At 59.5% G+C, this 25974-nt stretch carries 23 protein-coding genes, 2 rRNA genes, 1 pseudogene and 1 riboswitch (1 of these 27 only partly in view); of the genes and pseudogenes, 11 read left to right on the top strand and 15 right to left on the bottom strand.

Features of this window, described 5'->3' with window-relative positions; genetic code table 11:
- Positions 1-94: 94 nt before the first annotated feature.
- Genes ACTG2G_RS15115 through ACTG2G_RS15105 form a run of 3 tightly spaced genes read left to right on the top strand, consistent with a single transcriptional unit; the run spans position 95 to position 2540 of the window.
- Positions 95-913, top strand: coding sequence for a DUF3100 domain-containing protein (locus tag ACTG2G_RS15115; RefSeq protein WP_005339140.1), 819 nt, complete (start codon positions 95-97; stop codon positions 911-913).
- Entirely contained in the window at positions 910-1359 is a 450-nt protein-coding gene (locus ACTG2G_RS15110; RefSeq protein WP_033114935.1) for a hypothetical protein, read from the top strand. The genes ACTG2G_RS15115 and ACTG2G_RS15110 overlap by 4 nt, the downstream gene beginning before the upstream one ends.
- The gene (locus ACTG2G_RS15105; RefSeq protein WP_421387351.1) at positions 1359-2540 is read left to right on the top strand and encodes a M20 metallopeptidase family protein; all 1182 of its coding nucleotides are present in this window, start codon (positions 1359-1361) and stop codon (positions 2538-2540) included. Before ACTG2G_RS15110 ends, ACTG2G_RS15105 begins: the two co-directional genes overlap by 1 nt.
- A 90-nt stretch (positions 2541-2630) precedes the next feature.
- Here ACTG2G_RS15105 and ACTG2G_RS15100 read toward each other — a convergent pair whose 3' ends face one another.
- The 8 genes from ACTG2G_RS15100 to ACTG2G_RS15065 form a co-directional block, all read right to left on the bottom strand.
- Positions 2631-3590 carry a LysR substrate-binding domain-containing protein gene (locus tag ACTG2G_RS15100; RefSeq protein WP_421387353.1) on the bottom strand — a complete coding sequence of 320 codons (960 nt, stop codon included), beginning with the start codon at positions 3588-3590 and terminating at the stop codon, positions 2631-2633.
- 137 nt (positions 3591-3727) lie between these two features.
- Positions 3728-4354 (bottom strand): LysE family translocator, encoded by a 627-nt coding sequence (locus tag ACTG2G_RS15095; RefSeq protein ID WP_421387354.1) that lies wholly within the window; start codon positions 4352-4354, stop codon positions 3728-3730.
- Between the two features lie 104 nt (positions 4355-4458).
- On the bottom strand, positions 4459-4953 hold the full coding sequence (gene ilvN / locus ACTG2G_RS15090) for an acetolactate synthase small subunit (protein ID WP_005311605.1): 495 nt from the start codon (positions 4951-4953) through the stop codon (positions 4459-4461).
- The gene (locus ACTG2G_RS15085) at positions 4953-6671 is read right to left on the bottom strand and encodes an acetolactate synthase 3 large subunit (protein ID WP_005339146.1); all 1719 of its coding nucleotides are present in this window, start codon (positions 6669-6671) and stop codon (positions 4953-4955) included. The genes ilvN and ACTG2G_RS15085 overlap by 1 nt, the downstream gene beginning before the upstream one ends.
- A gap of 390 nt (positions 6672-7061) precedes the next feature.
- On the bottom strand, positions 7062-7214 hold the full coding sequence (locus ACTG2G_RS15080) for a hypothetical protein (RefSeq protein ID WP_005341188.1): 153 nt from the start codon (positions 7212-7214) through the stop codon (positions 7062-7064).
- 37 nt (positions 7215-7251) lie between these two features.
- Positions 7252-8361 (bottom strand): MJ1255/VC2487 family glycosyltransferase, encoded by a 1110-nt coding sequence (locus ACTG2G_RS15075; protein WP_139461287.1) that lies wholly within the window; start codon positions 8359-8361, stop codon positions 7252-7254.
- Complete coding sequence (locus ACTG2G_RS15070; RefSeq protein ID WP_005358196.1) at positions 8358-8861, bottom strand: phosphatase PAP2 family protein; 504 nt, start codon at positions 8859-8861, stop codon at positions 8358-8360. The genes ACTG2G_RS15075 and ACTG2G_RS15070 overlap by 4 nt, the downstream gene beginning before the upstream one ends.
- Before the next feature lie 126 nt (positions 8862-8987).
- Complete coding sequence (locus ACTG2G_RS15065; protein WP_005349170.1) at positions 8988-9608, bottom strand: TetR/AcrR family transcriptional regulator; 621 nt, start codon at positions 9606-9608, stop codon at positions 8988-8990.
- Positions 9609-10016: 408 nt separating this feature from the next.
- Here ACTG2G_RS15065 and leuA point away from each other — a divergent pair, with 408 nt between their 5' ends.
- The 5 genes from leuA (at position 10017) to ACTG2G_RS15040 (ending at position 15947) form a co-directional block, all read left to right on the top strand.
- Positions 10017-11579, top strand: coding sequence for a 2-isopropylmalate synthase (leuA, locus tag ACTG2G_RS15060; RefSeq protein WP_005341192.1), 1563 nt, complete (start codon positions 10017-10019; stop codon positions 11577-11579).
- A 192-nt stretch (positions 11580-11771) separates the two neighbouring features.
- Positions 11772-12857, top strand: coding sequence for a 3-isopropylmalate dehydrogenase (gene leuB / locus ACTG2G_RS15055; protein ID WP_158110213.1), 1086 nt, complete (start codon positions 11772-11774; stop codon positions 12855-12857).
- A gap of 33 nt (positions 12858-12890) precedes the next feature.
- Positions 12891-14288: a 3-isopropylmalate dehydratase large subunit gene (gene leuC, locus ACTG2G_RS15050; RefSeq protein WP_323936689.1), complete on the top strand. Its 1398-nt coding sequence runs from the start codon at positions 12891-12893 to the stop codon at positions 14286-14288.
- 12 nt (positions 14289-14300) lie between these two features.
- Positions 14301-14900, top strand: coding sequence for a 3-isopropylmalate dehydratase small subunit (leuD, locus tag ACTG2G_RS15045; RefSeq protein WP_421387369.1), 600 nt, complete (start codon positions 14301-14303; stop codon positions 14898-14900).
- A 117-nt stretch (positions 14901-15017) separates the two neighbouring features.
- Positions 15018-15947, top strand: coding sequence for a transglutaminase domain-containing protein (locus ACTG2G_RS15040; protein WP_439985902.1), 930 nt, complete (start codon positions 15018-15020; stop codon positions 15945-15947).
- A gap of 30 nt (positions 15948-15977) precedes the next feature.
- Here the strand turns inward: ACTG2G_RS15040 and ACTG2G_RS15035 are convergent, their stop codons facing one another.
- Entirely contained in the window at positions 15978-16268 is a 291-nt protein-coding gene (locus ACTG2G_RS15035; RefSeq protein WP_100646738.1) for a PilZ domain-containing protein, read from the bottom strand.
- A gap of 89 nt (positions 16269-16357) precedes the next feature.
- A riboswitch (TPP riboswitch) is annotated at positions 16358-16448 on the top strand.
- Between the two features lie 60 nt (positions 16449-16508).
- Here ACTG2G_RS15035 and thiB point away from each other — a divergent pair.
- The 3 genes from thiB to thiQ are packed head-to-tail and all read left to right on the top strand — an operon-like array spanning position 16509 to position 19787.
- Positions 16509-17489, top strand: a complete 981-nt coding sequence (gene thiB, locus ACTG2G_RS15030) for a thiamine ABC transporter substrate binding subunit (RefSeq protein ID WP_439985584.1) — start codon at positions 16509-16511, stop codon at positions 17487-17489.
- Positions 17486-19105: a thiamine/thiamine pyrophosphate ABC transporter permease gene (gene thiP, locus ACTG2G_RS15025; protein WP_421387372.1), complete on the top strand. Its 1620-nt coding sequence runs from the start codon at positions 17486-17488 to the stop codon at positions 19103-19105. The genes thiB and thiP overlap by 4 nt, the downstream gene beginning before the upstream one ends.
- Complete coding sequence (gene thiQ / locus ACTG2G_RS15020) at positions 19092-19787, top strand: thiamine ABC transporter ATP-binding protein (protein ID WP_421387358.1); 696 nt, start codon at positions 19092-19094, stop codon at positions 19785-19787. Before thiP ends, thiQ begins: the two co-directional genes overlap by 14 nt.
- A gap of 82 nt (positions 19788-19869) precedes the next feature.
- On the opposite strand, the gene ACTG2G_RS15015 is transcribed toward thiQ, so the two are convergent.
- From ACTG2G_RS15015 to ACTG2G_RS14990, 6 genes and pseudogenes are all read right to left on the bottom strand, one after another.
- On the bottom strand, positions 19870-21240 hold the full coding sequence (locus ACTG2G_RS15015; RefSeq protein ID WP_421387359.1) for a PhoH family protein: 1371 nt from the start codon (positions 21238-21240) through the stop codon (positions 19870-19872).
- A gap of 220 nt (positions 21241-21460) precedes the next feature.
- Positions 21461-22144 (bottom strand): TSCPD domain-containing protein, encoded by a 684-nt coding sequence (locus ACTG2G_RS15010; protein ID WP_019446911.1) that lies wholly within the window; start codon positions 22142-22144, stop codon positions 21461-21463.
- Positions 22145-22154: 10 nt separating this feature from the next.
- Positions 22155-24302, bottom strand: coding sequence for an adenosylcobalamin-dependent ribonucleoside-diphosphate reductase (locus ACTG2G_RS15005; RefSeq protein ID WP_421387362.1), 2148 nt, complete (start codon positions 24300-24302; stop codon positions 22155-22157).
- Positions 24303-24513: 211 nt separating this feature from the next.
- Positions 24514-24955 (bottom strand): annotated as a pseudogene (locus ACTG2G_RS15000) (pullulanase).
- Between the two features lie 282 nt (positions 24956-25237).
- A 5S ribosomal RNA gene (gene rrf / locus ACTG2G_RS14995) occupies positions 25238-25352 on the bottom strand.
- A 123-nt stretch (positions 25353-25475) separates the two neighbouring features.
- A 23S ribosomal RNA gene (locus ACTG2G_RS14990) occupies positions 25476-25974 on the bottom strand (it continues 2391 nt past the right edge of the window).

Below are 25974 nucleotides of genomic sequence, written 5' to 3'. Positions count from 1 at the left end.
CATACCTGCCCCTCTTAGCTCCCTATGATGCCCCCATCATCGGTCTGGACAATCCTGACGATGGCCACACATGGGAATAACAAGAGAAAAAACTATGCAGCAAACCAGCCCCCTCAAGACGGTCACGGTCAGCATATTGGCAACCGCCATGCTGATCTTTGTGGCCCAGTACCTGATAGGCAAACAGGAGATCAAGATCGGCATCGCCATCATCCCGATCCTGCCGATGCTCTTTGCCGTCATCATCGGCATGATTGTCTCCGCCAAACCGGTCAAGGATCGCATACCCGGCTGGAAGCAGCTCTTCACCGAGAAAGAAGAGGGCTTCTGCGGCAAGATGGTGGGCTTCAGCCTGCTGATCCTGGGCACCCAGTACGCGGGGATGATCATCCCCAACCTGAAGATGATCCTGAGCGTCGGCGTGCCGCTGTTCCTGCAGGAGATTGGCAACCTGCTGCCAATCCTGATCGCCATTCCGCTGGCGGTGAAGTTCGGCTTTGGCCGCCGCGCCATCGGGGCCTGCTCCTCCATCAGTCGCGAGCCGTCCGTTGCGGTAATTCAGGGCAAGTTCGGCACCGGCTCCCAGGAGTACATCGGCGTGCTCGCAATCTACCTGTGCGGCTCCGTGATCGGCACCCTCTGGTTCAGCGTGCTGGGCAGTATCGCCCCGCTCACCGGCCTGCACCCGCTGGCGCTGGCTGCCGGCTCCGGTGTGGGCTCAGGCTCCATGCTGAGTGCCGCCTCCGGCGCCCTGATCAACGGTCTCGACGAAGCGCTGGCTCAGCAGGTGTTGAGTATCGCGGCAGCCTCGAACCTGCTCTCATCTGCCCTCGGCGCTCTCTCCCTCACCTATCTGGGTCTGCCGCTCGCTGAAAAAATCTATGCCCTGACTGCCAAAGGAGAGAAAGCATGAAAAGCATCGTAATGGATATGCGGTTCGTCTTTCTGGCGATCCTGCTGGCCATGTTCACCCAGACCCTGACCACCGGCACCCCGCTCTGGCTGATGGGTGACAGCTTCATCGCCATGTCGCTGGTGGTGTTCGCTTCGCTGATTGCCAAGCGCTATCTGCCCTCCTCCCTGCCGGCGTTTGCCTATGCCACCATCATCGGCATTCTCATCTGCCTGCCGGAGACCCCGGTGCGCGGTCTCTTTATCGACGCCGTCGCCAAGATCTCCTTCCTATCCTGCTGCGTACCGCTGCTGGCTTTTGCCGGTCTCTCGGTGGGCGGTCAGCTGGAAGAGCTGAAGAAGATGTCCTGGAAAGTGATCCTGATCTTCATGATCGTCTCCACCTGCTGCTTCTTCGGCGCCTCGCTGGTGGCCCAACTCGGCTTCTCCATTCAAGGGATCATCTGATGAACAAAATTCACATTGAACCGGCCCTGCTGGCCCTGCGCGACTTCAGTCAGGAAGTGCGCCACCATCTGCACACCATTCCGGAGGCCTCCGGCGTCGAGTTCAAGACCTCGGCCTACTGCCGCGAGCTGATGGCAGGCTTTGGCTACCGCCTCACCGACTACCCGGGCTTCACCGGTTTTCACGGCGATCTGGTGGTTGATCCTGTGCTGCCGACCATCGCCTTCCGGGCCGACATGGATGGCCTAGAGATGCACGACATGAGCGACGTTGCGTTCAAGTCAACCCATGAGGGAATGGCTCACAACTGCGGTCACGACTCCCATATGGCAATCGCTCTGACCGCAGCCAAGTTTCTGGCCGCCAACCGCGATCGCCTGCAGTACAACGTCCGCTTTATCTTCCAGATGGCGGAAGAGGACATGCGGGTACCGGGCGCCGAGAAGATGGTGGAGCTGGGCTGCATGAAGGGGGTGGACGAGGTCTATGCCCTCCATAACGACGGCGCCCTGGAGACCGGCACCATCAAGTTCAACCACGGTGTCATGTCCTCCTGGGGCTCTGCCTGGACACTGGATGTGCACGGTATCTCAGCCCACGGCTCGACCCCCCACAAGGGGCTGGATGCCATCCGCGAAGCGGTGCGGATCATCGAGGACATGGACTACATCGTTGCCAAACGCACCAGTCCGTTCAGCCCGGCGGTATTCGGCTGCGGCATGATCAACGGCGGCACCATCCCCAACGCCATCGCCGACCATGTGCAGGCGCGCGGCACCATCCGTGCCATGGATGCCGAGACCGACCAGATCCTGAAGAACAGCTTCAAGGAGATCGTGGCCCAGAGCGAACTGCGCGGCTTCAAGACCAAGATGGTCTATGCCGGGTATCCAGCGGTCGAGAACCACGCCGATGCCTGCGCCCGTCTGCTGCAAGCGGCCGCCGACGTATTACCCTCCGAGGGGATCAACGCTCAGGGTCAGCCGATGACCGGCAGCGAGGATTTCAGCTATATGGTCAACGCCTGCCGTGGCCGCAAGGGGGCCATGTTCTTCCTCGGCAGCGGCTGTCAGGCCAAGGGGATCTGCAACTACCTGCATGCCAACCCCTATTACCTCGATGACGATTGCCTGTTGGTCGGAGCCCAGATCTTTATCAATCTGGCGACCCGCAGCGCTTAATCCCGCATGCCGATAAAACCAGAAGAGAGGCCAAGGCCTCTCTTTTTTTATCTCTGCATGTTTGCTCTGTACGCGGCAGACACCCCGCGGCTAGAGCCACGGCAACTCCACCATATTGACGGCGGGCGGCTGATTGATCAGATGAAGTTGCACCGTATCCCGGCTGATATGGGGGGCGTAGAGGTGGATAAAGTCGTACATGTAGTCACGCAAATGGGCATGTTTGCGCAGGCAGATGTGGGTGGCACTCGAGGCGATCAGGTGGTCGATGTTGAGGCTCACCAGATCCTCCCTGTCCCCCTCGTCGAAGGCCACGCTGGCAATCACCCCGACCCCCATCCCGAGCCGGACGTAGTGCTTGATCACATCGGTATCGGTGGCAGTCAGCACGGTTTTCGGCGAGAGGCCATGGCGGCTGAAGGCCTTGTCCATCTTGGAGCGGCCGGTAAAGCCGAACACATAGGTGATGAGGGGATAACGAGCCAGATCGGCCATCGACAGCGGCTGGCAGTCGATCAGCGGATGACCGTGGGGCACCACCACGCTGCGCCCCCAGCGATAACAGGGGACGGCGGCCAGCTCGTCGAACAGATACATGGACTCGGTGGCGATCGCCATATCCACATCGCCGCTTTGCACCATCTGGGCCAGTTGGGCAGGTGCCCCCTGATGGAGCTGGATCGCCACATCGGGATAACGACGGCTGAACTCGGTGATCACCGCTGGCAGCTTGTAGCGGGCCTGGGTGTGGGTGGTGGCGATACGCAGCACCCCGCTGGTGGCCAGCTGCTCCCCGAGCGACAGCTGGTTGATCTGCTCCACCTGCGCCACTACCCCCTTGGCCAACTCCATCACCTGCTCGCCTGCACTGGTCAAGCCGACCAGATTCTTCCCCTTGCGGGTAAAGAGGGCGAGCCCCAGCTCATCTTCCAGCATCTTCATCTGCTTGCTGAGGGTGGGCTGGGAGGTGTAGAGCTTCTCCGCCGTCGCCGATATATTGAAGTTGTTCTTCACAATCTCGGTAAAGTTCTTGAGCCGGGCGATGTTCATCTGGGCAAGGGATCTCGCTGCTGCGGCCAGTGGGGCTGACCTGAAAAAGAGAGCGCGCGGGGCTGGCCCCGCAGCTGACCGCCGACCATACCACAGCGCCGCGCGCGATAACCTGCCCCAGGTCAGAAAGCGGCATGCTAGTCGCTGGCGAGCTTGATCCCGAGCCCGACAAACAGGGTGCCGATGCCCCGGTTGAGCCAGCGGCCGAGACGCTGTGACAACCGTACCCTGTGGCTGGCATAGACGGTGGTAAAGACCAGCAGGTGACACCAGATGATACCGCCCAGATTGAAGATGCAGCCGAGCAGGATAAAGGCGAACGCCTTGTCGGGGGCATCCGGTGTGATGAACTGGGGCACGAAGGCGAGGAAAAAGAGCGCGACCTTGGGGTTGAGCACATTGGTCAGCACACCCTGCCGGTAAATCTGGCCATAGGAGAGGGCGGGCAGGGTGGCCCCTCCCTCCATTGCACCCGTTGCCTGCTGACGCAGCAGGGAGAACCCCAGATAGATGAGGTAGATGGCGCCAGCCAGCTTGATAAGGGCAAACAACTCGGCCGAGGCACTGAGCAGGGCCGACAGACCGAGGGCCGCCGCCAACACATGCACCATGACACCGGTGCCGATGCCCAACGTCGCGACCGAACCGGCACGCCACCCTTGCGAACCGCTGCGCAGCATGACCAGCAAGGAGTCGGGCCCCGGCATGATATTGAGCAGCAGCCCCGAGACCATAAACAGTGCAAGATCATGAATACCGAACATCCCTCCCCCCATCGTAAAGAAAAACCAAACAAAAAGGGCTCCGCAGAGCCCTCTTTCCTTTCACTCTGCGGCAGCTGACGCATCATCAGCAGTCCCGCCAGCCATCAGGGCCGCAGCGCCTTGTCCGCCCGGGAGATACCGCAGACGCCGGAGCGCACCACTTCGATGATCTCGTTGGTCTGGGCGGCTGTTTTGATAAAGGCATCCAGCTTCTCGCTGGTACCCACCAGCTGCACCGTGTACTGCTCAGGAGTGACGTCGACGATCTGGCCGCGGAAGATATCTGCCAGCCGTTTCAGCTCGTCACGGGCACCACCGGCGGCGCGCGCCTTGACCAGCGCGATCTCCCGCTCGATATGCTCCCCTTCGCTCAAGTCGCACACCTTAAGCACATCCACCAGCTTGTGCAGCTGCTTCTGGATCTGCTCCAGCACCCGCTCGTCACCCATGGTGACGATGGTCATGCGCGACAGGGTGGGATCCTCGGTGGGCGCCACCGTCAGAGTCTCGATGTTGTAGCCGCGCTGGGAGAAGAGACCCACCACCCGGCTCAGGGCGCCAGATTCGTTCTCCAGCAGTACTGAAATGATGTGTCTCATCAGGTTCTCTCCGTCTTGCTCAGCCACATCTCATCCATGGCACCAAACTTGATCTGCATCGGATAGACGTGCTCATCCGGGTCGACCGAGATATCCATGAACACCAGCCGATCCTTCATGGCGAAGGCCTTCTCCATGGCGCTCTCCAGCTCGGCCGGATCACTCACCGCGATGCCGACATGGCCATAGGCTTCCGCCAGCTTGACGAAGTCCGGCAGGGACTCCATGTAAGAGTGGCTGTGACGACCGCCGTAGAACATCTTCTGCCACTGCTTGACCATGCCCAGCGCACGGTTGTTGATGGAGATGATCTTGATGGGCACCCCGTACTGCATGCAGGTGGAGAGCTCCTGAATGTTCATCTGCACCGAGCCATCACCGGTGACGCAGCAGACCACCGCATCAGGGTTGGCAAACTGGGCCCCCATGGCGGCCGGAATACCGAAGCCCATGGTGCCGAGGCCCCCTGAGTTGATCCACTGGCGCGGTTTGGCAAACGGGTAGTAGAGGGCAGCAAACATCTGGTGCTGGCCGACGTCGGAGGCGACGAACGCCTGACCCTGAGTCACTTTGTAAAGGGTCTCGATAACCTGTTGCGGCTTGATCTGGGTAGCCGACTTTTCGTAGGCCAGACAGTGACGGGAGCGCCACTGGTTGATCTGGCTCCACCAGTCCGCCAGCGCCTCCTTGTCGTTATCGAAGCCACACTCGCGGATCACTTCCAGCATCTGCTCCAGCACGGTTTCCACCGAGCCGACGATAGGCACATGGGCCTGCACCGTCTTGGAGATGGAGGTCGGGTCGATATCGATATGAACCACGGTCGCATTGGGGCAGAACTTGGCCACGTTGTTGGTGACGCGGTCATCGAAGCGGGCACCGACGGCGAAGATGAGATCCGCGTTGTGCATGGTCTTGTTGGCTTCGAAGGTGCCGTGCATCCCCAGCATGCCGATAAATTGCGGATGGACACCGGAGAAGGCCCCCAGCCCCATCAGGGTGGTGGTCACCGGCAGATTCAGCAGCTCCGCCAGCTTGGTCACCAGATGGTCCGCATTGGCGTTGATGGCTCCACCGCCCACGTACATCACCGGGCGCTGGGCTTCTACCAGCAGCTTGGCAGCCCGCTTGATCTGCCCTTTATGGCCAGACTTGGTCGGGTTGTAGGAGCGCAGGGAGACCGTCTCGGGATACTGGTAGGGGAATTTTTCTTTCGGGTTCTGCACATCTTTGGGCAGATCCACCACCACCGGCCCCGGGCGGCCGCTGGCGGCAATGTAGTAGGCCTTCTTGATGGCCTCAGGGATATCGCTCGCCTTCTTGCACAGGAAGCTGTGCTTCACCACCGGGCGGGAGATACCGATCATGTCAGTCTCCTGGAACGCATCCTCACCGATCATGCTGGTCGGCACCTGGCCGGAGAGGATCACCAGCGGAATGGAATCCATATAGGCGGTGGCAATACCGGTAATGCAGTTGGTCGCTCCCGGGCCTGACGTTACCAGCACGGTTCCCACCTTGCCGGTGGAACGGGCGTAACCGTCAGCCATGTGAACCGCGGCCTGCTCGTGCCGCACCAAGACATGCTCCATCTTGCCGTTTTCGAAGAGAGCGTCATAGATGTCGAGCACTGAGCCACCAGGGTAGCCGAAGACGTGCTCAACTCCCTGATCTTCCAGCGCTCTAACCACCATCTGGGCGCCTGATAACATCTCCATGATAAAGCCCTCCAGGCTTTGCTCCGTTTAGCGAATCCCGCCGACGATGCCGTGCTTCCCGGCACGGCCCGATCCGTTTCTTGTTGTTATCTGAATGCAGATCGGCCCAATTCAGCCCCGTCGACAGTAGAAAAAAAGGATTTTTCCGTCATTCACCCAAAAATAGGGTGAAAAACCAACTTAACCCGCTTCATAACGCTTGTCCACGGCTTTATCTGACCAGAACAGTCATACATTTCAACCGGCTATTAACATTCAATGACTTGCCGCAGCGACCATGAGACAAAAGGGAAGGAAGTCGGGGAATGGCCAGCGGATCATTCCGCTGAGGGGAAAAACAGCCACAAAAAAGCCCACCGCTCAGCGGTGGGCTTGATGCCGAATGATGAATCAGTTGTCCTGATCCGGCTCAGCCAGCCAGATCTGCTGATCCGGATCGGTCTCTTCACTGACCGAAATGCTGACACCCATATCGAGCAACTCGTGCAGGGTGAGATTGTCAGCCAGGTTCATGACTTCGCCGTTTTCATTGGTAAAGCGCATTTGCTCCGTCCTCTCCTTGGTGGGATCGCCTTTCAGTCTAGTCAACAACGCTCACTTGCGATAACCAGCAACTGGATAAACAGTCGCCGCCATCCAGCTCGCTCAGGCGATCACTCACCTCCTCCGGAAACAGGGTGCGCGCCCAGAGCCGCCGCGACAGAGAGGCCACGCTCTCGTCAGCGCCCGCCGCCAGCCAGCGGGCCAGCTCCCCCGCTACATCGGGGTAGCAGACCGCCCCCGGCGAGGCGCTGTCGAGCCAGGTACGCACCAGATTGGCATCGAGCACATCCATCAGGGTCGCCAGCCCCATCATCTCGAGGGTCTTGCCATTGGTCAGCTGCTCGAACTGGCCGCCGAGGGGCTTGACCAACAGCTTCTTGCCGAGGGTGAGCGCCTCGGAAGCCAGCTCGAAACCCGCGTTGGATATCACGCCGCGACAACCGGCCAGTACGGCGATAAACCCGTGCCGCGACGGCGGCTCGAAGCGCAGGTTGCGCCATTGGCTGGGGGTGCGAATGGCGGGGTGAAAGCAGACAAAGCGCTGCTGACCAAAACGCGACAACAGGGCAGCGATCGCCTCGGTCTGCTCGAACGGCAGATAGACCAGGATCTCGCCGTTATCCGGCGCAGCGGCGATAGGGTCGATCACCGGCGGCAACAAGGGGTGACCGAAGTGAAACCAGTGCAGCCCGAGCGGCTGATCCACCGGGGCAAAGTGGCGCATCAGCTGGCGGCTGACCCCATCCTCCCCCCAGCGCGGAATGGGCCAGTTGAAGCTGGCCTGATGACTGACGGTGAGGCTCGGCTTGCCATAGCGGCGGGCGGCGTGGGCGGTCAGCGGCTCAAAATCGCTCACCACCAGATCGTATTCGCTGCAATCGAGAGACCGCAGATCCCGCCAGAAGGTGAGCGGCGAGGCGGCTTGCAGGGTGCGCCACGGAGAAACTCGCCCCTCGTGGCTGACAAAAGTGAGGCCGGGAAAGGCGCGGTAGGGGCCAAACTCTTCCATGTCGAAGTAGCGGTCGGCAGGGCGGCCGCTGAAGAGATAATCCACCTCGACCCCTGCCGTGCGCAGCGCTCGCGCCAAAGTGCGACTGCGACTGATATGACCGTTGCCGGTGCCTTGCACCCCAAACAGTATCCTCATGAGTGGCTCCAGCTGAGCGCCAGCACGGCGCAACCGCCCCCCAGCAGGGCACCGGCTACCAAATCACTCAGATAGTGTACCCCGAGCAGCAGCCGGGATGCTCCCACCAGCGCCGCCCAACCAAACAGCAGGGGTGCCCAGAGCGGAAAGCCGGTGGCCAGTATGGTGGCCATCAGAAAAGCGGCGGCGGTGTGGCCGGAGGGGAGGCTGTAACGATCGGAGGGGGTGATAAAGACCGGCAAGCCGACCGGCCGTTGCCGTTTCAGGCTGTTTTTCAGCAGCAGATAGAGGGGCAGTTCGATGGCAAAGGCAAGCAGCGCCAGTCGCACCAGTTCCCGCTCTGCCTCCCCCTGCCACCAGAGCAGGGCGGCCAGCACGGCGTAAAGCGGGCCATCACCGGTGCGGGAAATGAGACGACTCACCCTCGCCTGCTGCCGGTTGTAGCCGTGAAGCAGGCAGACCCGGCACACCTGCAGGTCCCATTGCTGGATCTTGTTCATATCCCCTCCTTCCCTGAATTCTGCTTGCAGAGTAAGAAAGCGGGATGACGTTACGTTGAACAAGGGATAACAGATTTATGAAAAAAGGGCCGAATGGCCCTTTTTAATCTCGATGTTGCGGCAAAATCAGTGGCTGCCGCGCAGACCGGTCTCCATCAGACGGCAGTTGTGGTCCGCCAGACGGGCCATGAAGTGCTCATCCACTTTCAGGCCAAACACCTGCTCGTAGAGATCTTTCATCACGAATGGCTGCCACATCATGCTGAGGAAGGAGATCTTCAGCATGTCGGGATCCAGGTTGTCACCCAGCTCGCCGTTGGACTTCATGGTTTCCAGCAGGGCATCGAACTGCGGCAGCTGGCGTTCCAGCAGGCGGTTCAGCACAAAATCCCGGCCCGGGCTCTTCTCGGTCGACAATGCGCTGGAGATGGCAGAGGTCAGCTCGCTGTTGGGCGCCATCACCTGATAGTAGGTGTTGAGCAGCTCGTTGAGGCTGTGATTGCTGTGTTCATCTTGCCAGGCATGGTCGAGGGGCTCGGCGACATCGCCCAACACCGCTTTGTAAAGACCCTCTTTACTGCCGAAGTAGTAGTGGATCATTGCCAGATTGGAGCCAGCAAGCTCCGCGATTTCGCGTGTAGTCACCTTGCTATAGGGAGTATTGAGAAAACGCTCACGGGCGGCAGCAAGCAACTTGTCACGAATGTCAGAACGTCCGACCGGACGACCAGGTCTACGTTTTTCCATTTAACACCTCAGATAATTCAGCCAATGCTGATAAGTCGATCTGGTTGTGCAGAGAATAGAGCACAGCAGGAATGACCAGATAATCGGTCATGGGCCGAATATGGGACAAGGAAATTTGCAATCCTTTACAATCCGATTAAATACGTCAGCAGATTGCCCCTGACCTTCCGTGTTGACACAGCATAAAAATCTCGATATTGGTAAAAGCGTTATCGACTGGAAGGAATAACAACGTCATGCGTATCGCCACCCCGCTACTACTAATCTCCCTAATCGCGTTAACTCGCGCGGGATCCTTGTAGCCGGGCTAAGGCATAGCCGGAATTTACAAAAACCCGTGCACCCTGCACGGGTTTTTTTATGCCGCCGCAGAATGCACGTTACCGAACTTAGGAAGAGGGAAGTCACATGTCAGATCGGGTCATCATATTCGACACCACCTTGCGTGATGGTGAGCAGGCCCTGGCGGCCAGTTTGACAGTCAAGGAGAAGCTGCAGATCGCCCAGGCACTGGAGCGGCTCGGTGTCGACGTCATGGAGGTGGGCTTCCCGGTCTCTTCTCCCGGCGATTTTCAATCGGTGCAGACCATAGCCCGCCACATCAAAAACAGCCGGGTCTGCGCCCTCGCCCGCGCCCTGCCCAAGGATATCGACGCCGCCGGCGAAGCCTTGCGGGTCGCCGAGGCGTTTCGCATCCACACCTTTATCTCCACCTCCTCCATCCATGTGGAGAGCAAGCTGAAAAAGAGCTTCGAGGATGTGCTGGAGATGGGGGTCGGCGCCATCAAGCACGCCCTGCGCTACACCGATGATGTGGAGTTTTCCTGCGAGGATGCGGGCCGCACCCCCATCGATAACCTCTGCCGCATGGTGGAGGCCGCCATCAAGGCGGGGGCCCGCACCATCAATATCCCCGATACCGTGGGCTACACGGTACCGACCGAGTTCTCCGGCATCATCCACACCCTGTTCAACCGGGTCCCCAACATCGACAAGGCGATCATCTCGGTGCACTGCCACGATGATCTGGGGCTCTCGGTGGCCAACTCCATCGGCGCGGTGCAGATGGGGGCCCGCCAGATCGAGTGCACCATCAACGGCATCGGCGAACGGGCGGGCAACTGCTCGCTGGAAGAGGTGGCGATGATCCTCAAAACCCGCGCCGACCTGCTCGGGGTGCAAACCAATATCCGCCACAACGAAATTCATCGCACCAGCACGCTGGTCAGCCAGCTCTGCAACATGCCGGTGCAGCCCAACAAGGCTATCGTCGGGGCCAACGCCTTCTCCCACAGCTCCGGCATCCATCAGGATGGGGTGCTCAAGGCGAAAAATACCTACGAAATCATCACCCCCGAGAGCATTGGCCTGACCCAGAACAACCTCAACATGACCTCCCGCTCCGGCCGCCACGTTATCAAGCACCGGATGGAGTCTATGGGTTATGCCGAGAGCAGCTACGACCTCGACCACCTCTACGGCAAGTTCCTGACCCTGGCCGACAAGAAGGGGCAGGTGTTCGACTACGACCTCGAAGCGCTGGCCTTCTTCAGCCAGATCCACGAAGAGCCCGAGCACTTCAAACTGGAGTACCTCGGGGTGCAGAGCGGCAGCTCGGTACTGGCCACCGCCTCGGTCAAATTGAAGGTGGGACAGGATCTGATCTGCGAAGCGGCTACCGGCAACGGCCCGGTGGATGCGGTCTACCAGTGCATCAACCGAATCACCGGCTATGAGATCCGCATCGACAAATATGCCCTCAAGAGCAAGGGTGAAGGGGAAGATGCCCTCGGTCAGGTCGATATCGTCGCCGAGTACAAGGGGCGCAAATTCCACGGCATGGGGCTGGCCACCGACATCATCGAATCCTCGGCCCACGCCCTGCTCCATGTGATCAACAGCATCTGGCGCGCCGATCAGGTGGCCGAGCAGATGGAACGCAATAACAGCATCAAATCAGAAACCGTCTGAACAGGGCTCGGAACCAAACAGATGGAATGGAATGACAGCATCAAATCGGAAACCATCTGAGCAGGACTCGCAGCCACACAGACGGCATGGAATGACAACATCAGGACGGGGAACGTCTGAACCGGGAACCGCGCGCAGCGTCGGGAAAAACGGGCAGAGGGATCTCAAAGACAATATCAGGATGGAGAGTGTATGAGCAGTTATCGGATCGCAGTATTGCCGGGTGACGGCATTGGCCCTGAAGTGATGGCCGAGGCAATCAAGGTGCTGGAGAAGGTGCAGGCCCGGTTCGGCCTCGCCTTCGAGTATGATCACCACGACGTGGGCGGCATCGCTATCGACAACCACGGCACCCCGCTGCCGCAAAGCACCATCGCGGGTTGTGAAGCGGCCGATGCCGTGCTGTTTGGCTCGGTGGGCGGCCCGAAATGGGAACATCTGCCCCCTAACGATCAGCCTGAGCGTGGCGCACTGCTGCCCCTGCGCGCCCACTTCAAGCTGTTCTGCAACCTGCGTCCGGCCCGTATCTATACCGGTCTGGAACAGTTCTCCCCGCTGCGCGCCGATATCTCCGATCGCGGATTTGACATCGCCTGTGTGCGCGAGCTGACCGGTGGCATCTACTTCGGCCAGCCCAAGGGGCGCGAGGGAGAAGGGGCGAACGAAAAGGCCTTCGATACCGAGGTGTACCATCGCTTCGAGATTGAGCGCATCGCCAAGATTGCGTTCGAGTCGGCGCGTGTGCGCCGTGGCAAAGTCACCTCCATTGACAAGGCCAACGTGCTCGCCTCTTCCATTCTGTGGCGCGAGGTGGTGACGCAAGTCGCCAAGTCCTATCCGGACGTAACCCTCAACCATATGTATATCGACAACGCCACCATGCAGCTCATCAAGGATCCATCCCAGTTCGATGTGCTGCTCTGCTCCAACCTGTTCGGTGACATCCTCTCCGACGAGTGCGCCATGATCACCGGTTCCATGGGACTGCTCCCCTCCGCCAGCCTCAACGAATCAGGTTTCGGCCTGTTCGAACCGGCCGGTGGTTCGGCCCCGGATATCGCCGGCAAAGGGATTGCCAACCCCATCGCCCAGATCCTCTCCGCCGCCCTGATGCTGCGCTACAGCCTGGGCCAGGAAGCCGCAGCTCAAGCCATCGAGCAAGCCGTGGCCCAGACCCTGGCCGAGGGTTACTTCACCGCCGACCTGCATCAGGCCAGCGCCCGCCACCCGGTGCAGAGCACGTCCGAGATAGGTAGCCAGATCGCCGCCCGGATCTGAGCCGCATAACAGAGAACAAGGAAGAGAGAAGCAATGGCCAAGACCCTCTATCAGAAAGTATTCGACGCCCACGTGGTACGGGAAGTGGAAGGGGAAACCCCCCTCATCTACATCGACCGCCATCTGGTGCATGAAGTGACCAGCCCGCAGGCATTCGACGGCCTGCGCGCCATGAACCGCCAGCTGCGCCGCCCGGACCTGACCTGGGCCACCATGGATCACAACGTCTCCACCACCACCAAGGACATCGCCGCCTCCGGCGAGATGGCCCGCATCCAGATGGAGACGCTGGCGGACAACTGCAAAGAGTTCGGGGTTCGCCTCTACGATCTCAACCACAAATATCAGGGGATCGTCCATGTGATGGGCCCCGAGCTCGGCATTACCCTGCCCGGCACCACCATCGTCTGCGGTGACTCCCACACCGCCACCCACGGCGCCTTCGGCTCGCTGGCCTTCGGCATCGGTACTTCCGAAGTGGAGCATGTGATGGCGACCCAGACCCTGAAACAGGGCCGCGCCAAGACCATGCGCATTTCGGTCAACGGCAAGCTGGCCGAGGGCATCAGTGCCAAGGACGTTGTGCTGGCCATCATAGGCCGGGTCGGCCATGCCGGTGGTACCGGCTACGTGGTGGAGTTTGCTGGCGAGGCCATTGCGAGCCTCTCCATGGAAGGGCGGATGACGGTGTGCAACATGGCCATCGAGCTGGGCGCCAAGGCCGGCATGATAGCCCCCGACCAGACCACCATCGACTACATCCGCGGCAAGGAGTTCGCCCCCAAAGGCGAGGCGCTGGAGCAGGCCATCGCCTTCTGGCAGAGCCTCAAGAGCGATGAAGGTGCCCGTTTCGATGCCGAAGTGGTGCTGGACGCCGCCGATATCGCCCCGCAGGTCACCTGGGGGACCAACCCGGGCCAGGTGATTGCCGTCAATGAGCCGATTCCGGCACCGGAATCCTTCAGCGATCTGATGGAACAGCAATCCGCCCGCAAGGCGCTCGCCTACATGGACTTGCAACCGGGCCAGAAGCTCTCCGACGTTGCCATCGACAAGGTGTTTATCGGATCGTGCACCAACAGCCGCATCGAGGATCTGCGTGCCGCAGCCGCCATCGCCCGCGGTCGCAAGGTAGCCGCTGGCGTGCAGGCGCTGGTGGTGCCGGGCTCCGAACAGGTGAAGGCGCAGGCCGAAGCCGAGGGTCTGGACAAGATCTTCATCGAGGCCGGTTTTGAGTGGCGCCTGCCCGGCTGCTCCATGTGTCTGGCGATGAACAACGACCGGCTGCAACCGGGGGAGCGCTGCGCCTCCACCAGCAACCGCAACTTCGAAGGACGTCAGGGCCGCGCCGGCCGCACCCATCTGGTGAGTCCGGCCATGGCCGCCGCCGCCGCCGTCACCGGCCGCTTCGCCGACATTCGTGCACTGTAAGAGGAACCAATGATGACAGGATTCAAACAGCATAAAGGGATCGTCGTCCCCCTCGACAGCGCCAACGTCGACACCGACGCCATCATTCCCAAGCAGTTTTTGCAGAAGGTCAACCGCATCGGTTTCGGCAAGCATCTGTTCCATGACTGGCGCTTTCTGGACGATGCCGGCCAGCAGCCCAACCCCGAGTTTGTTCTGAACCAGCCGCAATTCGCCGGTGCCAGCATTCTGCTGGCCCGCGAGAACTTCGGCTGCGGGTCTAGTCGCGAGCACGCCCCCTGGGCGCTGGCCGACTACGGTTTCAAGACCATCATAGCGCCGAGCTTTGCCGATATCTTCTACGGCAACGCCATCAACAACGGCATGGTACCGGTACGCCTGAAGGAGGAGGAGGTCGACGCCCTGTTCCAGCTGGTGGCCGCCAAGCCGGGCATCGAGATCGAGGTGGATCTGGAAGCCAATCAGGTGCGCGCAGGTGATCTCAGCTTCGGTTTCGAGATCGACGAGTTCCGCCGTTACTGCCTGCTCAACGGCTTGGATGCCATCGGTCTGACCCTGCAGCACGAGGCCGCCATCAGCGCCTTTGAGGCGAAGCAGCCGAGCTGGATTTAACGCGCCAGTTGCAAAAAAACGAGTAGAATCAACAGGGAGCTTCGGCTCCCTGTTTTACTGTCCGCTACGCTTCCCACTTTGGGCCACCGGAACTGGCCCGTGCCACAGGAAAGGATGATGAAGAGACCGACGGCAATTCCTCTGCTCTGTGCCCTGCTGCTTGCCCTGCCTGCGGGTGCCAGCCAAACCAGCTTCAACAACAGCCTCGGCCAGATCAGCGTCGGCTGGCAAAATAGCGAAGGCAAACCCCAACAGCTCACCTACCGGCTCGAACAGGGCAAGTTGCCGCCCCTCATCGCCTATCGCCCGGCGAGAATGCAGGAGGAGGTGTTGCAGGTGTTGCTGCGGGAGGTGCGCCAGAACTACCCCGAGGTGCAGTTCACCCTCGCCCGTCCCTCGCTGGAGCTGCATCTGAAAAGCCGCAATCAGGACAAGGCGCGCGAGGCGATGGCCTTTCTGCAGTCCAAGCGGAGCAAAGAGGAGCAGGCCTGGCTGACCAAACACTACTTCCAGTACTTCAACACCCCGGACGGGCAGCTGGCGGTGAAGCAGGATCATGTGCGCATCGCGCTGGAGAGTCGCAGCGGGCTGGCTCTGCTGGCGGATCAACTCAAACAGCAAGGCAGCACCGAAACGGAAGCGCGCCAGAAAACCGTGGCCCATATGCTCACCTTTATCCAGAGCATCCCCTATCAGCAGCTCGACAGCCTGAATGGAAGGCAGGGCAAGGGCTTTCTCCCGCCCCGTCAGGTGCTGGAGCAGAACCGGGGGGACTGCGACAGCAAGGTAACCCTGATGGCCGCCATGCTGGCTCAGCTCTTTCCGGAGCTGAAACAGGCCATGGTGTTCGTCCCCGGCCATGCCCTGCTGGCCGTTGACCTGCCCGCCAAGCCGGGGGATGTGACCCTCAACTGGCAGGGGCAGAACTACCTGCTGCTCGAACCTACCGGTCCCGCCACCTTGCCTGCGGGCCAAATAGCATCGACCAGCAAAACGCTGGTCGATAGCAAGCAGTTGAGTGTGCAGCCGGTTCAGGAGAAAGGTTAATCCCCTCCCTCTGCCGATGGGGAGAGAGGATTAACCCTGAGGCAGAAACTCTACCGCCAGCAGCAACCCGCGCTCCTCCTCCAGCACCCGGATAATACGGGCATGGGCTTCAAAGGGGGGCAACAGGTTGTTGTTGGTGGCAAGACTGATCCGGATGGGCTGATTGATGTCGAGCTGGTGTTCAGAGACCGCAATCCCCATGCCGTTGGCACTGAGATCCCGGCAGATCCCCTCCAGCACCAGCTGCTGCTGATAGACGGTGACCGGAGCATTGATGACCATGCGCGCAAAGGCACGCCTTTCCTTGGTATTGGTAAGCACGCGAACATCCTCTGTTGGGTGGGCGTCATCTCATGGGTATTGCACAATTGTGCTGGTCTACCCAAAAGAACGTTAATACAATGCGGTTCGTTTCTCAAACGGGGTGCGGTTTACCGCTGAGATTATACCCGTGTACCTGATCCAGATAATGCTGGCGGAGGAATTTGAGGCATGGCGCTCATTTTTTGCGCCCTCACCCGCTGGCACCTCGTTATTAACAAGTAATAGGGAGTGCCACCCATGAAGACCCTGCTGCTGGTCACCACCGGCCTGCTGTCGGCCAATGTGTTCGCCGCCGACACCCTCACCGTCTACACCTACAGCTCCTTCACTGCCGAGTGGGGGCCGGGGCCCAAGATCAAACAGGCCTTCGAGAAAGAGTGCGATTGCACCCTCAATCTGGTTCCCCTCGAAGATGGGGTCGCCATCCTCAACCGGCTGCGGCTGGAGGGCAACCACCGCAAGGCCGATCTGGTGCTGGGGCTCGACGATGCCCTCATCAGCGAAGCCAAACAGAGCGGCCTGTTCGCCCCTCATCCCGCCAAGCTGGATGGCATCAAGGTGCCGGGTGGCTGGCAGGATGATACCTTCGTCCCCTACGACTACGGCTACTTCGCCTTCGTCTATGAGAAGGACAAACTCAAGCAACCACCCAAGAGCCTGAAAGAGCTGGTGGAGCGGCCCGATCTCAAGGTGATCTATCAGGATCCCCGCACCTCCACCCCGGGGCAGGGGCTGATGCTGTGGATGAAGTCTGTCTACGGCGACAAGGCGCCTGCCGCCTGGGCCGAGCTTGCCAAAAAGACGGTCACCGTCACCAAGGGGTGGTCAGAAGCTTATGGCATGTTCCTCGATGGTGAAGCGGACATGGTGCTCTCCTACACCACCTCTCCGGCCTATCACCTGATTGCCGAGAGCAAGCCTCAGTATCAGGCTGCCGCCTTCGAGGAGGGTCACTACCGTCAAGTAGAAGTGGCCGCCAAGCTGAAGAGCGCCAAACAGGGGAAGCTGGCTGACCAGTTCCTGCAATTTATGGTGAGCCCCGCCTTCCAGCAGGAAATCCCGACCGGCAACTGGATGTATCCGGTGATCGACACGCCGCTGCCCAAGGGCTTCGAGCAGATGATCACCGTAGCCAAGCCGCTCGCCTTCAGCAGCGATGAGGTGGCCGCCAATCGCAAAGGGTGGATCCGCGAGTGGCTGCAAGCCGTCACCCAGTGAGCCGTTATCTGAAACTACAGGCTCGTCCCCTCTGGTGGTTGCCGGGCAGTGTAGCTACCCTGTTGATCCTGCTGTTATCCCTCGGGCCGCTGACGGCACTGCTGTGGCAGGCCGGTTCGCTGGCCCCTCGCACCCTGATCGCAGATCCTTATCTGCGTCATGTGCTGGGCTTCAGTCTGGGGCAGGCACTGCTCTCCACCCTGCTCAGTCTCGGGCTGGCCATTCCGGTGGCCCGCGCGCTGGCGCGGCGCCGTTTCATTGGCCGAACCCTGCTGATCAAGCTATTTGGCCTCTCGCTGGTACTGCCGGTCATCATCGCCATTTTCGGCATAGTAGCGGTACACGGCAAGCAGGGGTGGCTGCCGCAGCTGCTGCGCACCTTGGGGCTGGATCCCGGCAATTATCTCTACGGCCTGTTCGGTATCCTGCTGGCCCACGTCTTCTTCAATATGCCGCTGGCGGCACGCCTGATGCTGCAGAGCATAGAGAGCATCCCCGAATCGAGCTGGCGCCTTGCCAGCCAGCTCGGCATGCGCTCATCCCATATCTTCCGGCTGCTGGAATGGCCGCTGATCCGCGGCATATTGCCGGGGCTGGCCAGCCTCATCTTTATGCTCTGCTTCACCAGCTTCACTACCGTACTGGCGCTGGGGGGCGGGCCGAAATCCACCACTCTGGAGGTGGCTGTCTATCAGGCGCTGCGCTTTGACTTCGATCTCGCCACCGCGGGCGGATTGGCGCTGGTGCAGCTCATCCTGACCGCCGCCCTGCTCGCCCTGCAGCACAAGCTGCAGAGCCCCCCGGCCAGTCGGGTGACGCCTCGTCGCCCCTGCCTGCGGCCGGATCGCCATCAGCCGGGCACGGCCGTAGTGGATCTGCTCTCGCTCGGTATCGGGCTCTCCATCTTTCTGCCACCACTGCTGGCCATTGTGGTGGCTGGCCTTCAGCCCGGCCTGCTGACGGCGCTCACCTCCGCCAAACTGTGGCAGGCGAGCGGCCAGTCGCTGCTGATTGCGCTGGCGGCGGGCACCCTGGCGACCCTGCTCGGCAGCGGCCTGCTGCTCACCAGCCGTCACCTCAAGGTACGCACCCGCCAGCGGCGCGCTGCCGCTCTGTGGGAGGCAAGCGGCTCGATGATCCTGATGATCCCGGCGGTGGTGCTCTCTACCGGTCTCTTCATCCTGTTTATGCCCTTTGCCGATGTATTCGCACTCGGCCCCTGGCTGGTGGTGCTGGTCAACGCCCTGATGGCGCTACCCTATGTGCTGCGCACCCTCTCCGCCCCCATGCAGCTGGTGGTGCGCCAATACGATCGGCTGGCAGACAGTCTGGGGGTACGTGCCCTGCATCGCCTGCGACTGGTGGAGTGGCCGCTGCTGCGCCGCCCGCTGGCACTGGCGATGGCGCTGTCGATGATCCTCTCATTGGGGGATCTTGGCGCCATCGCCATGTTTGGCAGTCAGGAGCTTACCACCCTGCCCTGGCTGCTCTATCAACAGCTCGGCAGCTATCGGCTGACCGAAGCAGCCGCCACCGCCCTGCTGCTGCTGACACTCTGTTTCTCCCTGTTCTGGCTGGTGGAACGGGGGCTTGGAGGAAAACATGCTGAACATTGATACGCTGGTGACCAGCTACCCCGACTGGCGCGTCAGCTTCAGCGCGACCCTGCCCAAGGGAGAGATCACCGCACTGATTGGCCCAAGCGGCGCGGGCAAGTCGACCCTGCTCGGGATGATCGCCGGCTTCGTGCCGGTGGAATCAGGCCGCCTCAGTTTCGATGGTGCAGACCTGCTGCCACTGGGCCCCGCCGAGCGACCGGTCACCACCCTGTTTCAGGATCACAACCTGTTCCTCCATCTGTCGGTGTTCGACAATATCGCCATCGGCTTGCACCCGGGCCTGCGCCTGAGTGCCGCCCAACGGGCACAGGTGATCGATGCAGCCGGGCGGGTTGGCCTTGGTGAGATGTTAGACCGCCAGCCTGAACAGCTCTCCGGCGGCCAGCAGCAGCGGGTCGGGCTGGCTCGCGCGTTGGTGCGCGGCAAACCGCTGCTGCTGCTGGATGAGCCCTTCTCGGCCCTCGATCCCGCACTGCGCCGGGAGATGCTGGCGGAAGTGGCGAGGCTAGCCTGCGAACAGGGCATTACCGTACTGATGGTCTCCCACAATCCGGAAGATGCTCAGCTGATTGCCGATCAGGTGCTCTTTGTCGACGAGGGGCGCATCGCCCTGCAAGGCAAGCCGGATATTCTGCAAAACAGCGACCACCCGGGGCTGCTGCGCTACCTTGGACAGTGACCCAAGGACACTGAACTGGTGACGGGATCAAAAAAGGGAAGCCAAGTGGCTTCCCTTTTTCATATGAAGATAGTCAGCTAAATCAGAGATTTTCCTCGGCGAACGAGGCCAGTCGGCTACGCACCACGCCATTGAGGAAGATGTTGGCACTGCCGTCAAAATCCTTGAAACGCTCGACGATGTAGGTGAGACCCGAGGTCACCGGACTCAGGTAGTTGGAATCGATCTGGGCCAGGTTACCGGAGCAGACGATCTTGGTACCCTCCCCGCAGCGGGTGATGATGGTCTTGATCTGCGATGCTGTCAGGTTCTGGCACTCATCCAGCAGCACGAAGGTGTTCTGGATGCTGCGCCCGCGCATGAAGTTGACCGATTTGAACTGGATGTTGGCCTTCTCCATGATGTAGCTGAGCGAGCCGCTCATGTTCTCGTCCTGCTTGTGCAGCACCTCCAGGGTGTCGGTCACCGCCGCCAACCAGGGCATCATCTTCTCCTCTTCGGTGCCGGGCAGGAAGCCGATGCTTTCGGCAATTTCCGGGGTATTCCGGGTGACGATCACCTTCTCGTAAATGCCCTTCTCAATCACCAGCTCCAAAGCCGCCGCCATGGCCAGCAAGGTCTTGCCGCAACCGGCCGGGCCGGTCAGGATCACCAGATCGATGTGCGGATCGAGCAGTGCATCCAGCGCCATCCCCTGATAGACATTCTTGGGATGGACACCCCACGCCTTGCGGGACATCAGTCGCTCGCGGCCCAGATCCTTGATGCGGATCTTGTTGACATCGTGGCTGAGTACCCGGGCGGCGAAGAAATTCTCTTCATCCACCAGATACTGATTTACGTGAACCCCTTCCAGCAGATTGGCATCGATCACATGGATGGTATCGCGGCCATGGGTCTCGCTCTCGCACTCGCCAACCCGCTCCCAGAAGCTGCCGGGCACAACCTGAAAGCCCTTGGCCAGCAGGCGGATATCATCGATCAGCTGGTCACTGCGGTAATCTTCAACGTGAGCAAGCCCGGCCCCCTTGGCCTTGAGGCGCATGTTGATGTCTTTGGTGACCAGCACCACCTGACGCTTCAACTCGTGCTTTTGCAGATAGAGGGCCGCGTTGATGATGCGGTTGTCGGCCTCCTTGTCGGTAAACACCTCGGCATCCTGCGGCAGATGGTGATCGCTGAAGATGCAGATATTGCCGCTCGCTTCGCCAGCCAGCGGCACGCCCTGGGTGATCTGATCCGGGGTTGCATCGCGGAACACATCTTCCAGCGCACGAATGGCCACCCGCGCGTCGCGGCTGACATCCTTGTTGCGATCCTTGATGTTATCGAGCTCTTCCAGCACCGTCATGGGGATGAGCACGTCGTGCTCTTTGAAGGAGTAGATAGCGAGGGGGTCGTGAAGCAGAACGTTGGTATCCAGGATAAACAGCTTTCGGTCCGTATTGTCCATAAGCATCCTCCTTGGCACTGAAGGGCCACGTGTGTGAATCTCAGATGTCATTGAAACCACACGGCCGTGACAGTTTTATTACCCTCAACGCTACGCCCGATTTTACTATCGCGCAACAAATCACTTGGCCGCCTGATTTGATTGCGCATAAAAACAGCAATACAAAGACCGGCACTGTGGCCGGTCTTTTTTCTATCGTTCAACTACTTGGGCATGTCTGTCAGCCGCACTTGGAGTCGCCACAGTTGAGGCAGGTCATGCAGCCATCCTTCAGCACCAGCGCCTTGGTGTGGCACTTGTAGCAGAGCGCGGCATTGGCCGGGAAACCACTGCCAGCCTGCTGCTCTTCGGCCTCCTGAGCGGCTTTCAACTCGGCCTGTTTCTCGGCCAGAAACGCCTGCTGATGCTCGTCCAACCCCGGCGCCTTGAGCATGCCGATCTCGGTGAGATGGCTCTCGATCACGTTGCCAATTTCGGCGATCAGCGACGGCACATACTTGCCCTTGTTCCAGTAGCCGCCCTTGGGATCGAATACGGAACGCAGCTCCTCCACCAGGAAGGTGACATCCCCACCCTTGCGGAATACCGCCGAGATGATGCGGGTCAGCGCCACGATCCACTGATAGTGTTCCAGGCTCTTGGAGTTGATGAAAATCTCGAACGGACGGCGAGTTTCGTGAACCGTGCCCTCGTTGAGAATGATGTCGTTGATGGTGATGAACAGCGAGTGCTCGGAGACATGCTCCGGCGTCTTCAGTTTGTAGGTGGTGCCCATCAGCCGCTCCGGACGCAGCACGGTTTCGTGCATGTGCACCACGTCATCCTGCGCAGAGAGATCTTCTTGCGGCTCATCCTTGGTACGCACCTTGTAGGCGACGATTTTCTTGTCGATCTTCTTGACCATAATGTCGTTCTCAGAATTTACCGTAATAGCCTTCTTTCAAGGCGTCGTAGAGGTTGGCGGCCGTATGCAGCTCGCCATCGTATTCGATCTCTTCGTTCCCCTTGACGGAGATGACGGAGCCATCCTCCAGAGTGAACTCATAGAGGGTGTTCTCCAGATCCTTCTCCTTCACCAGAACGCCCTGGAAGGCCTCCGGATTGAAGCGGAAGGTGGTGCAGCCCTTGAGACCGGAGTCCGAGGCATACATGTAGATGTCCTTGAACTGCTCGAACGGGAAATCGGTCGGCACGTTGGCAGTCTTGGAGATGGAGGAATCGATCCAGCGCTGGGCCGCCGCCTGAATGTCCACATGCTGCGCCGGGCTGATGTCATCGGCAGTAATGAAATAGTCCGGCAGACGGCTCGCCTCATCATCGGCATAGGGCATGGCGGCCGGATTCACCAGCTCGCGGTAGGCCAGCAGCTCGAAGGAGTAGACATCCACGCTCTCCTTGCTCTTCTTGCCCGGCTTGATGACGTTGCGGCTGTAGTGGTGGGCAAAGCTTGGTTCGATGCCGTTGCTGGCGTTGTTGGCCAGTGACAGCGAGATGGTGCCGGTCGGCGCGATACTGCTGTGGTGAGTGAAACGCCCACCCACTTCCGCCAGCTCGGCAACCAGCGCAGGATCCACTTCGGCAACCTGTTGCATATAGCGGCTATAGCGTGCGTGCAACACCTTGCCCTTCACCTTGTCGCCCACCTTGATACCATCAGCCGCCATTTCCGGGCGCAGACGCAGCATCTTGCCAGTCACTTCAAACTCCTGCTCCATGATGGGGGCAGAGCCCTTCTCCTTGGCCAGACGCAGGGACTCCTGCCAGCCGGTCATCGCCAGCTCCTGGGATACCTGCTCGGTAAAGGCCACGGATGCAGCAGAGCCGTACTTGATCTGCAGCATGGTCAGGGTAGAGCCAAGCCCTAGGAAGCCCATGCCGTGGCGGCGCTTGGCTGTGATCTCCTCGCGCTGCTTGGCCAGCGGCAGCTGGTTGATCTCCACCACGTTGTCGAGCATGCGGGTGAAGATGGCCACCACCTTGCGAAACGCCTGCCAATCGAACGCAGCGCTTTCAGTAAAAGGGTCGCGCACAAACTTGGTCAGATTGACCGAACCCAGCAGACAGGCACCGTAAGGCGGCAAAGGCTGCTCACCACAGGGGTTGGTCGCGCGGATCTCTTCACAGAACCAGTTGTTGTTCATCTGGTTGACCTTGTCGATCAGGATGAAACCGGGCTCTGCATAGTCATAGGTGGAGGTCATGATGACATTCCACAGCTTGCGGGCTGGCATGGTCTTGTAGACCTTACAAGCGACCTGCCCCAACTCGTTGAATACAACCCCTTCCTTGTTGGGCCAGTCGGCCCATAGCACCTGAGCGGGATCGTCCAGCGCAATGCCATCCTGCTCCACCTCTTTGGCAGTGTAGGGGAAGATCAGCGACCAGGGGGCATCCTCTTTCACCGCCTTGACGAAATCTTCGGTGATGAGCAGAGAGAGGTTGAACTGACGCAGGCGGCCATCTTCACGCTTGGCCTGTATAAACTCGATCACATCGGGATGGCGGATATCCATGGTGCCCATCTGGGCGCCGCGACGGCCACCGGCTGACGAGACGGTGAAACACATCTTGTCATAGATATCCATGAAGGAGAGCGGGCCGGAGGTGTAAGCACCGGCACCGGAGACAAAGGCACCACGCGGACGCAGGGTCGAGAATTCATAGCCGATACCACAACCGGCTTTCAGGGTCAGGCCAGCCTCGTGCACCTTGCCGAGGATATCGTCCATCGAATCTTCGATGGTGCCGGAAACAGTGCAGTTGATGGTTGAAGTAGCAGGCTTGTGCTCAAACGCCCCGGCGTTGGAGGTGATGCGGCCCGCCGGAATGGCCCCATTGCGCAGCGCCCACAGGAACGGCTCATACCAGACCTCAGGCTCCAGCTCCTGCTCTGCCAACGCACGGGCTACCCGCTGGTAAGTCTCATCGATAGAGCTGTCGATGGGAGTGCCATCCTTGCTCTTGAGGCGATACTTGCCATCCCAGATCTCGAGGGACGTTTCCTGCATGGGGATAAGGCGGGAGCCAAGCTCACTCTCCAGCACCGGATTCGATTTAGCCATTTTCAATCAACCTTATGTGAATGCATCAACATCATGACAACAGCAGAAAACACAACTAATGGTGCCATCTAAAATTAATGGCACAACATATAGTACACCTGATGTCATGAGGGCGCCGATTCTAACCTAAAAAAATGCCCCGGCCAGCAGATTTCTGGGCCAGGGCACTTAACTGATTAATTTGCTGAGAGATTTAACACTCAGAGATAGATCAGGGCTTCTTGACGTAAACGGTCGGTGTTTCACCCGCCATATTCAGATAGAACTCGTAGACGCCATCGGCATCCGGTGAGAACTTCATGTCCTCATACTTGGAACAGGGGTTGACCGGCACAGCCTCACCACCCAATATGGCAAGGGCTCTTGTAGCCAAAGTTGGTGCCACAGCTCCAGCCTGAATCAGCAAACTTGAACTTGTAGGGGGCCCACTCTTTCTTGAGAGTGCCTTTGGCCATATAGAGCTTGTCGGCCACCTTGACTACCTTGCTTTCATCAGTCGCCATCCAGTCGTTCATCTCCCCGCGCAGGTAGATGGACTTGCCACCGAAGTCGCTGTTGTCTGCCCCAGCCTGCTCTGTACCACCATTGGATGCGCAACCGCCTAATACCAGGGTTCCCGCCGCCAGCATCATCGTTACTGTTCTCTTGAACATGGGTCTATTCCTTAAATTATTGTGATTCCTTGGTCCATCAATATGGACTGAAGAATTAAACCAGAGGAGACATCACAAGAAAGGTAGAGGCATCACATTCTGTACTTTTTGTATCCAACACATTGAATTGGTGAGCAAATATTGAACAGAAAAGAGGTCTTTTTGGGGCTTTAGAAGGCTAATCAATGAATGACAAGAAGGGGAAAGTCTAATAATCCGGTGACGTGCTGAATTGCAGGCAATAAAAACCCCGCTCGATGAGCGGGGTTTCTTGTATTGGGCGCCTGGCAGTGTCCTACTCTCGCATGGCGAATGCCACACTACCATCGGCGCTACCGCGTTTCACTTCTGAGTTCGGCATGGGATCAGGTGGTTCCACGGCGCTATGGCCGCCAGGCAAATTCTTAATCTAGAAAGCTGACGTGAGTAGTGATGTTTCGCTTGGCTTGTCACTATCACTGAATTTTGAGTAGTTCGCTTGGTATTTGCTACAAGCCTTAGAACACTTCTTGGGTGTTGTATGGTTAAGCCTCACGGGTAATTAGTATGGGTTAGCTCAACACGTCGCCGCGCTTACACACCCCACCTATCAACGTTGTGGTCTCCAACGGCCCTTTAGGACCCTCAAGGGGTCAGGGATGACTCATCTCAGGGCTCGCTTCCCGCTTAGATGCTTTCAGCGGTTATCGATTCCGAACTTAGCTACCGGGCAGTGCCACTGGCGTGACAACCCGAACACCAGAGGTTCGTTCACTCCGGTCCTCTCGTACTAGGAGCAACTCCCTTCAATCATCCAACGCCCACGGCAGATAGGGACCGAACTGTCTCACGACGTTCTGAACCCAGCTCGCGTACCACTTTAAATGGCGAACAGCCATACCCTTGGGACCGACTTCAGCCCCAGGATGTGATGAGCCGACATCGAGGTGCCAAACACCGCCGTCGATATGAACTCTTGGGCGGTATCAGCCTGTTATCCCCGGAGTACCTTTTATCCGTTGAGCGATGGCCCTTCCATT

It is taken from the genome of Aeromonas sp. 55A (assembly GCF_051919665.1).
Classification (GTDB): domain Bacteria; phylum Pseudomonadota; class Gammaproteobacteria; order Enterobacterales; family Aeromonadaceae; genus Aeromonas; species Aeromonas veronii.
Note: the sequence above shows the minus strand (reverse complement) of the source record. Positions and strands in the feature narration are given on the sequence as shown.

What these genes read in the sequence shown, in the direction of transcription:
- leuD (WP_421387369.1), top strand. Translation starts at nt 14,301, where the DNA reads ATGACAGGATTCAAACAGCATAAAGGGATCGTCGTCCCCCTCGACAGC.
- ACTG2G_RS15100 (WP_421387353.1), bottom strand. Translation starts at nt 3,590, where the DNA reads ATGAACATCGCCCGGCTCAAGAACTTTACCGAGATTGTGAAGAACAAC.
- ACTG2G_RS15110 (WP_033114935.1), top strand. Translation starts at nt 910, where the DNA reads ATGAAAAGCATCGTAATGGATATGCGGTTCGTCTTTCTGGCGATCCTG.
- ACTG2G_RS15105 (WP_421387351.1), top strand. Translation starts at nt 1,359, where the DNA reads ATGAACAAAATTCACATTGAACCGGCCCTGCTGGCCCTGCGCGACTTC.
- leuC (WP_323936689.1), top strand. Translation starts at nt 12,891, where the DNA reads ATGGCCAAGACCCTCTATCAGAAAGTATTCGACGCCCACGTGGTACGG.
- leuB (WP_158110213.1), top strand. Translation starts at nt 11,772, where the DNA reads ATGAGCAGTTATCGGATCGCAGTATTGCCGGGTGACGGCATTGGCCCT.
- thiB (WP_439985584.1), top strand. Translation starts at nt 16,509, where the DNA reads ATGAAGACCCTGCTGCTGGTCACCACCGGCCTGCTGTCGGCCAATGTG.
- ACTG2G_RS15085 (WP_005339146.1), bottom strand. Translation starts at nt 6,671, where the DNA reads ATGGAGATGTTATCAGGCGCCCAGATGGTGGTTAGAGCGCTGGAAGAT.
- leuA (WP_005341192.1), top strand. Translation starts at nt 10,017, where the DNA reads ATGTCAGATCGGGTCATCATATTCGACACCACCTTGCGTGATGGTGAG.
- ACTG2G_RS15040 (WP_439985902.1), top strand. Translation starts at nt 15,018, where the DNA reads ATGAAGAGACCGACGGCAATTCCTCTGCTCTGTGCCCTGCTGCTTGCC.
- ACTG2G_RS15065 (WP_005349170.1), bottom strand. Translation starts at nt 9,608, where the DNA reads ATGGAAAAACGTAGACCTGGTCGTCCGGTCGGACGTTCTGACATTCGT.
- ACTG2G_RS15080 (WP_005341188.1), bottom strand. Translation starts at nt 7,214, where the DNA reads ATGCGCTTTACCAATGAAAACGGCGAAGTCATGAACCTGGCTGACAAT.
- ACTG2G_RS15095 (WP_421387354.1), bottom strand. Translation starts at nt 4,354, where the DNA reads ATGTTCGGTATTCATGATCTTGCACTGTTTATGGTCTCGGGGCTGCTG.
- ACTG2G_RS15010 (WP_019446911.1), bottom strand. Translation starts at nt 22,144, where the DNA reads ATGGTCAAGAAGATCGACAAGAAAATCGTCGCCTACAAGGTGCGTACC.
- ACTG2G_RS15070 (WP_005358196.1), bottom strand. Translation starts at nt 8,861, where the DNA reads ATGAACAAGATCCAGCAATGGGACCTGCAGGTGTGCCGGGTCTGCCTG.
- ACTG2G_RS15005 (WP_421387362.1), bottom strand. Translation starts at nt 24,302, where the DNA reads ATGGCTAAATCGAATCCGGTGCTGGAGAGTGAGCTTGGCTCCCGCCTT.
- ilvN (WP_005311605.1), bottom strand. Translation starts at nt 4,953, where the DNA reads ATGAGACACATCATTTCAGTACTGCTGGAGAACGAATCTGGCGCCCTG.
- ACTG2G_RS15115 (WP_005339140.1), top strand. Translation starts at nt 95, where the DNA reads ATGCAGCAAACCAGCCCCCTCAAGACGGTCACGGTCAGCATATTGGCA.
- ACTG2G_RS15015 (WP_421387359.1), bottom strand. Translation starts at nt 21,240, where the DNA reads ATGGACAATACGGACCGAAAGCTGTTTATCCTGGATACCAACGTTCTG.
- thiQ (WP_421387358.1), top strand. Translation starts at nt 19,092, where the DNA reads ATGCTGAACATTGATACGCTGGTGACCAGCTACCCCGACTGGCGCGTC.
- ACTG2G_RS15075 (WP_139461287.1), bottom strand. Translation starts at nt 8,361, where the DNA reads ATGAGGATACTGTTTGGGGTGCAAGGCACCGGCAACGGTCATATCAGT.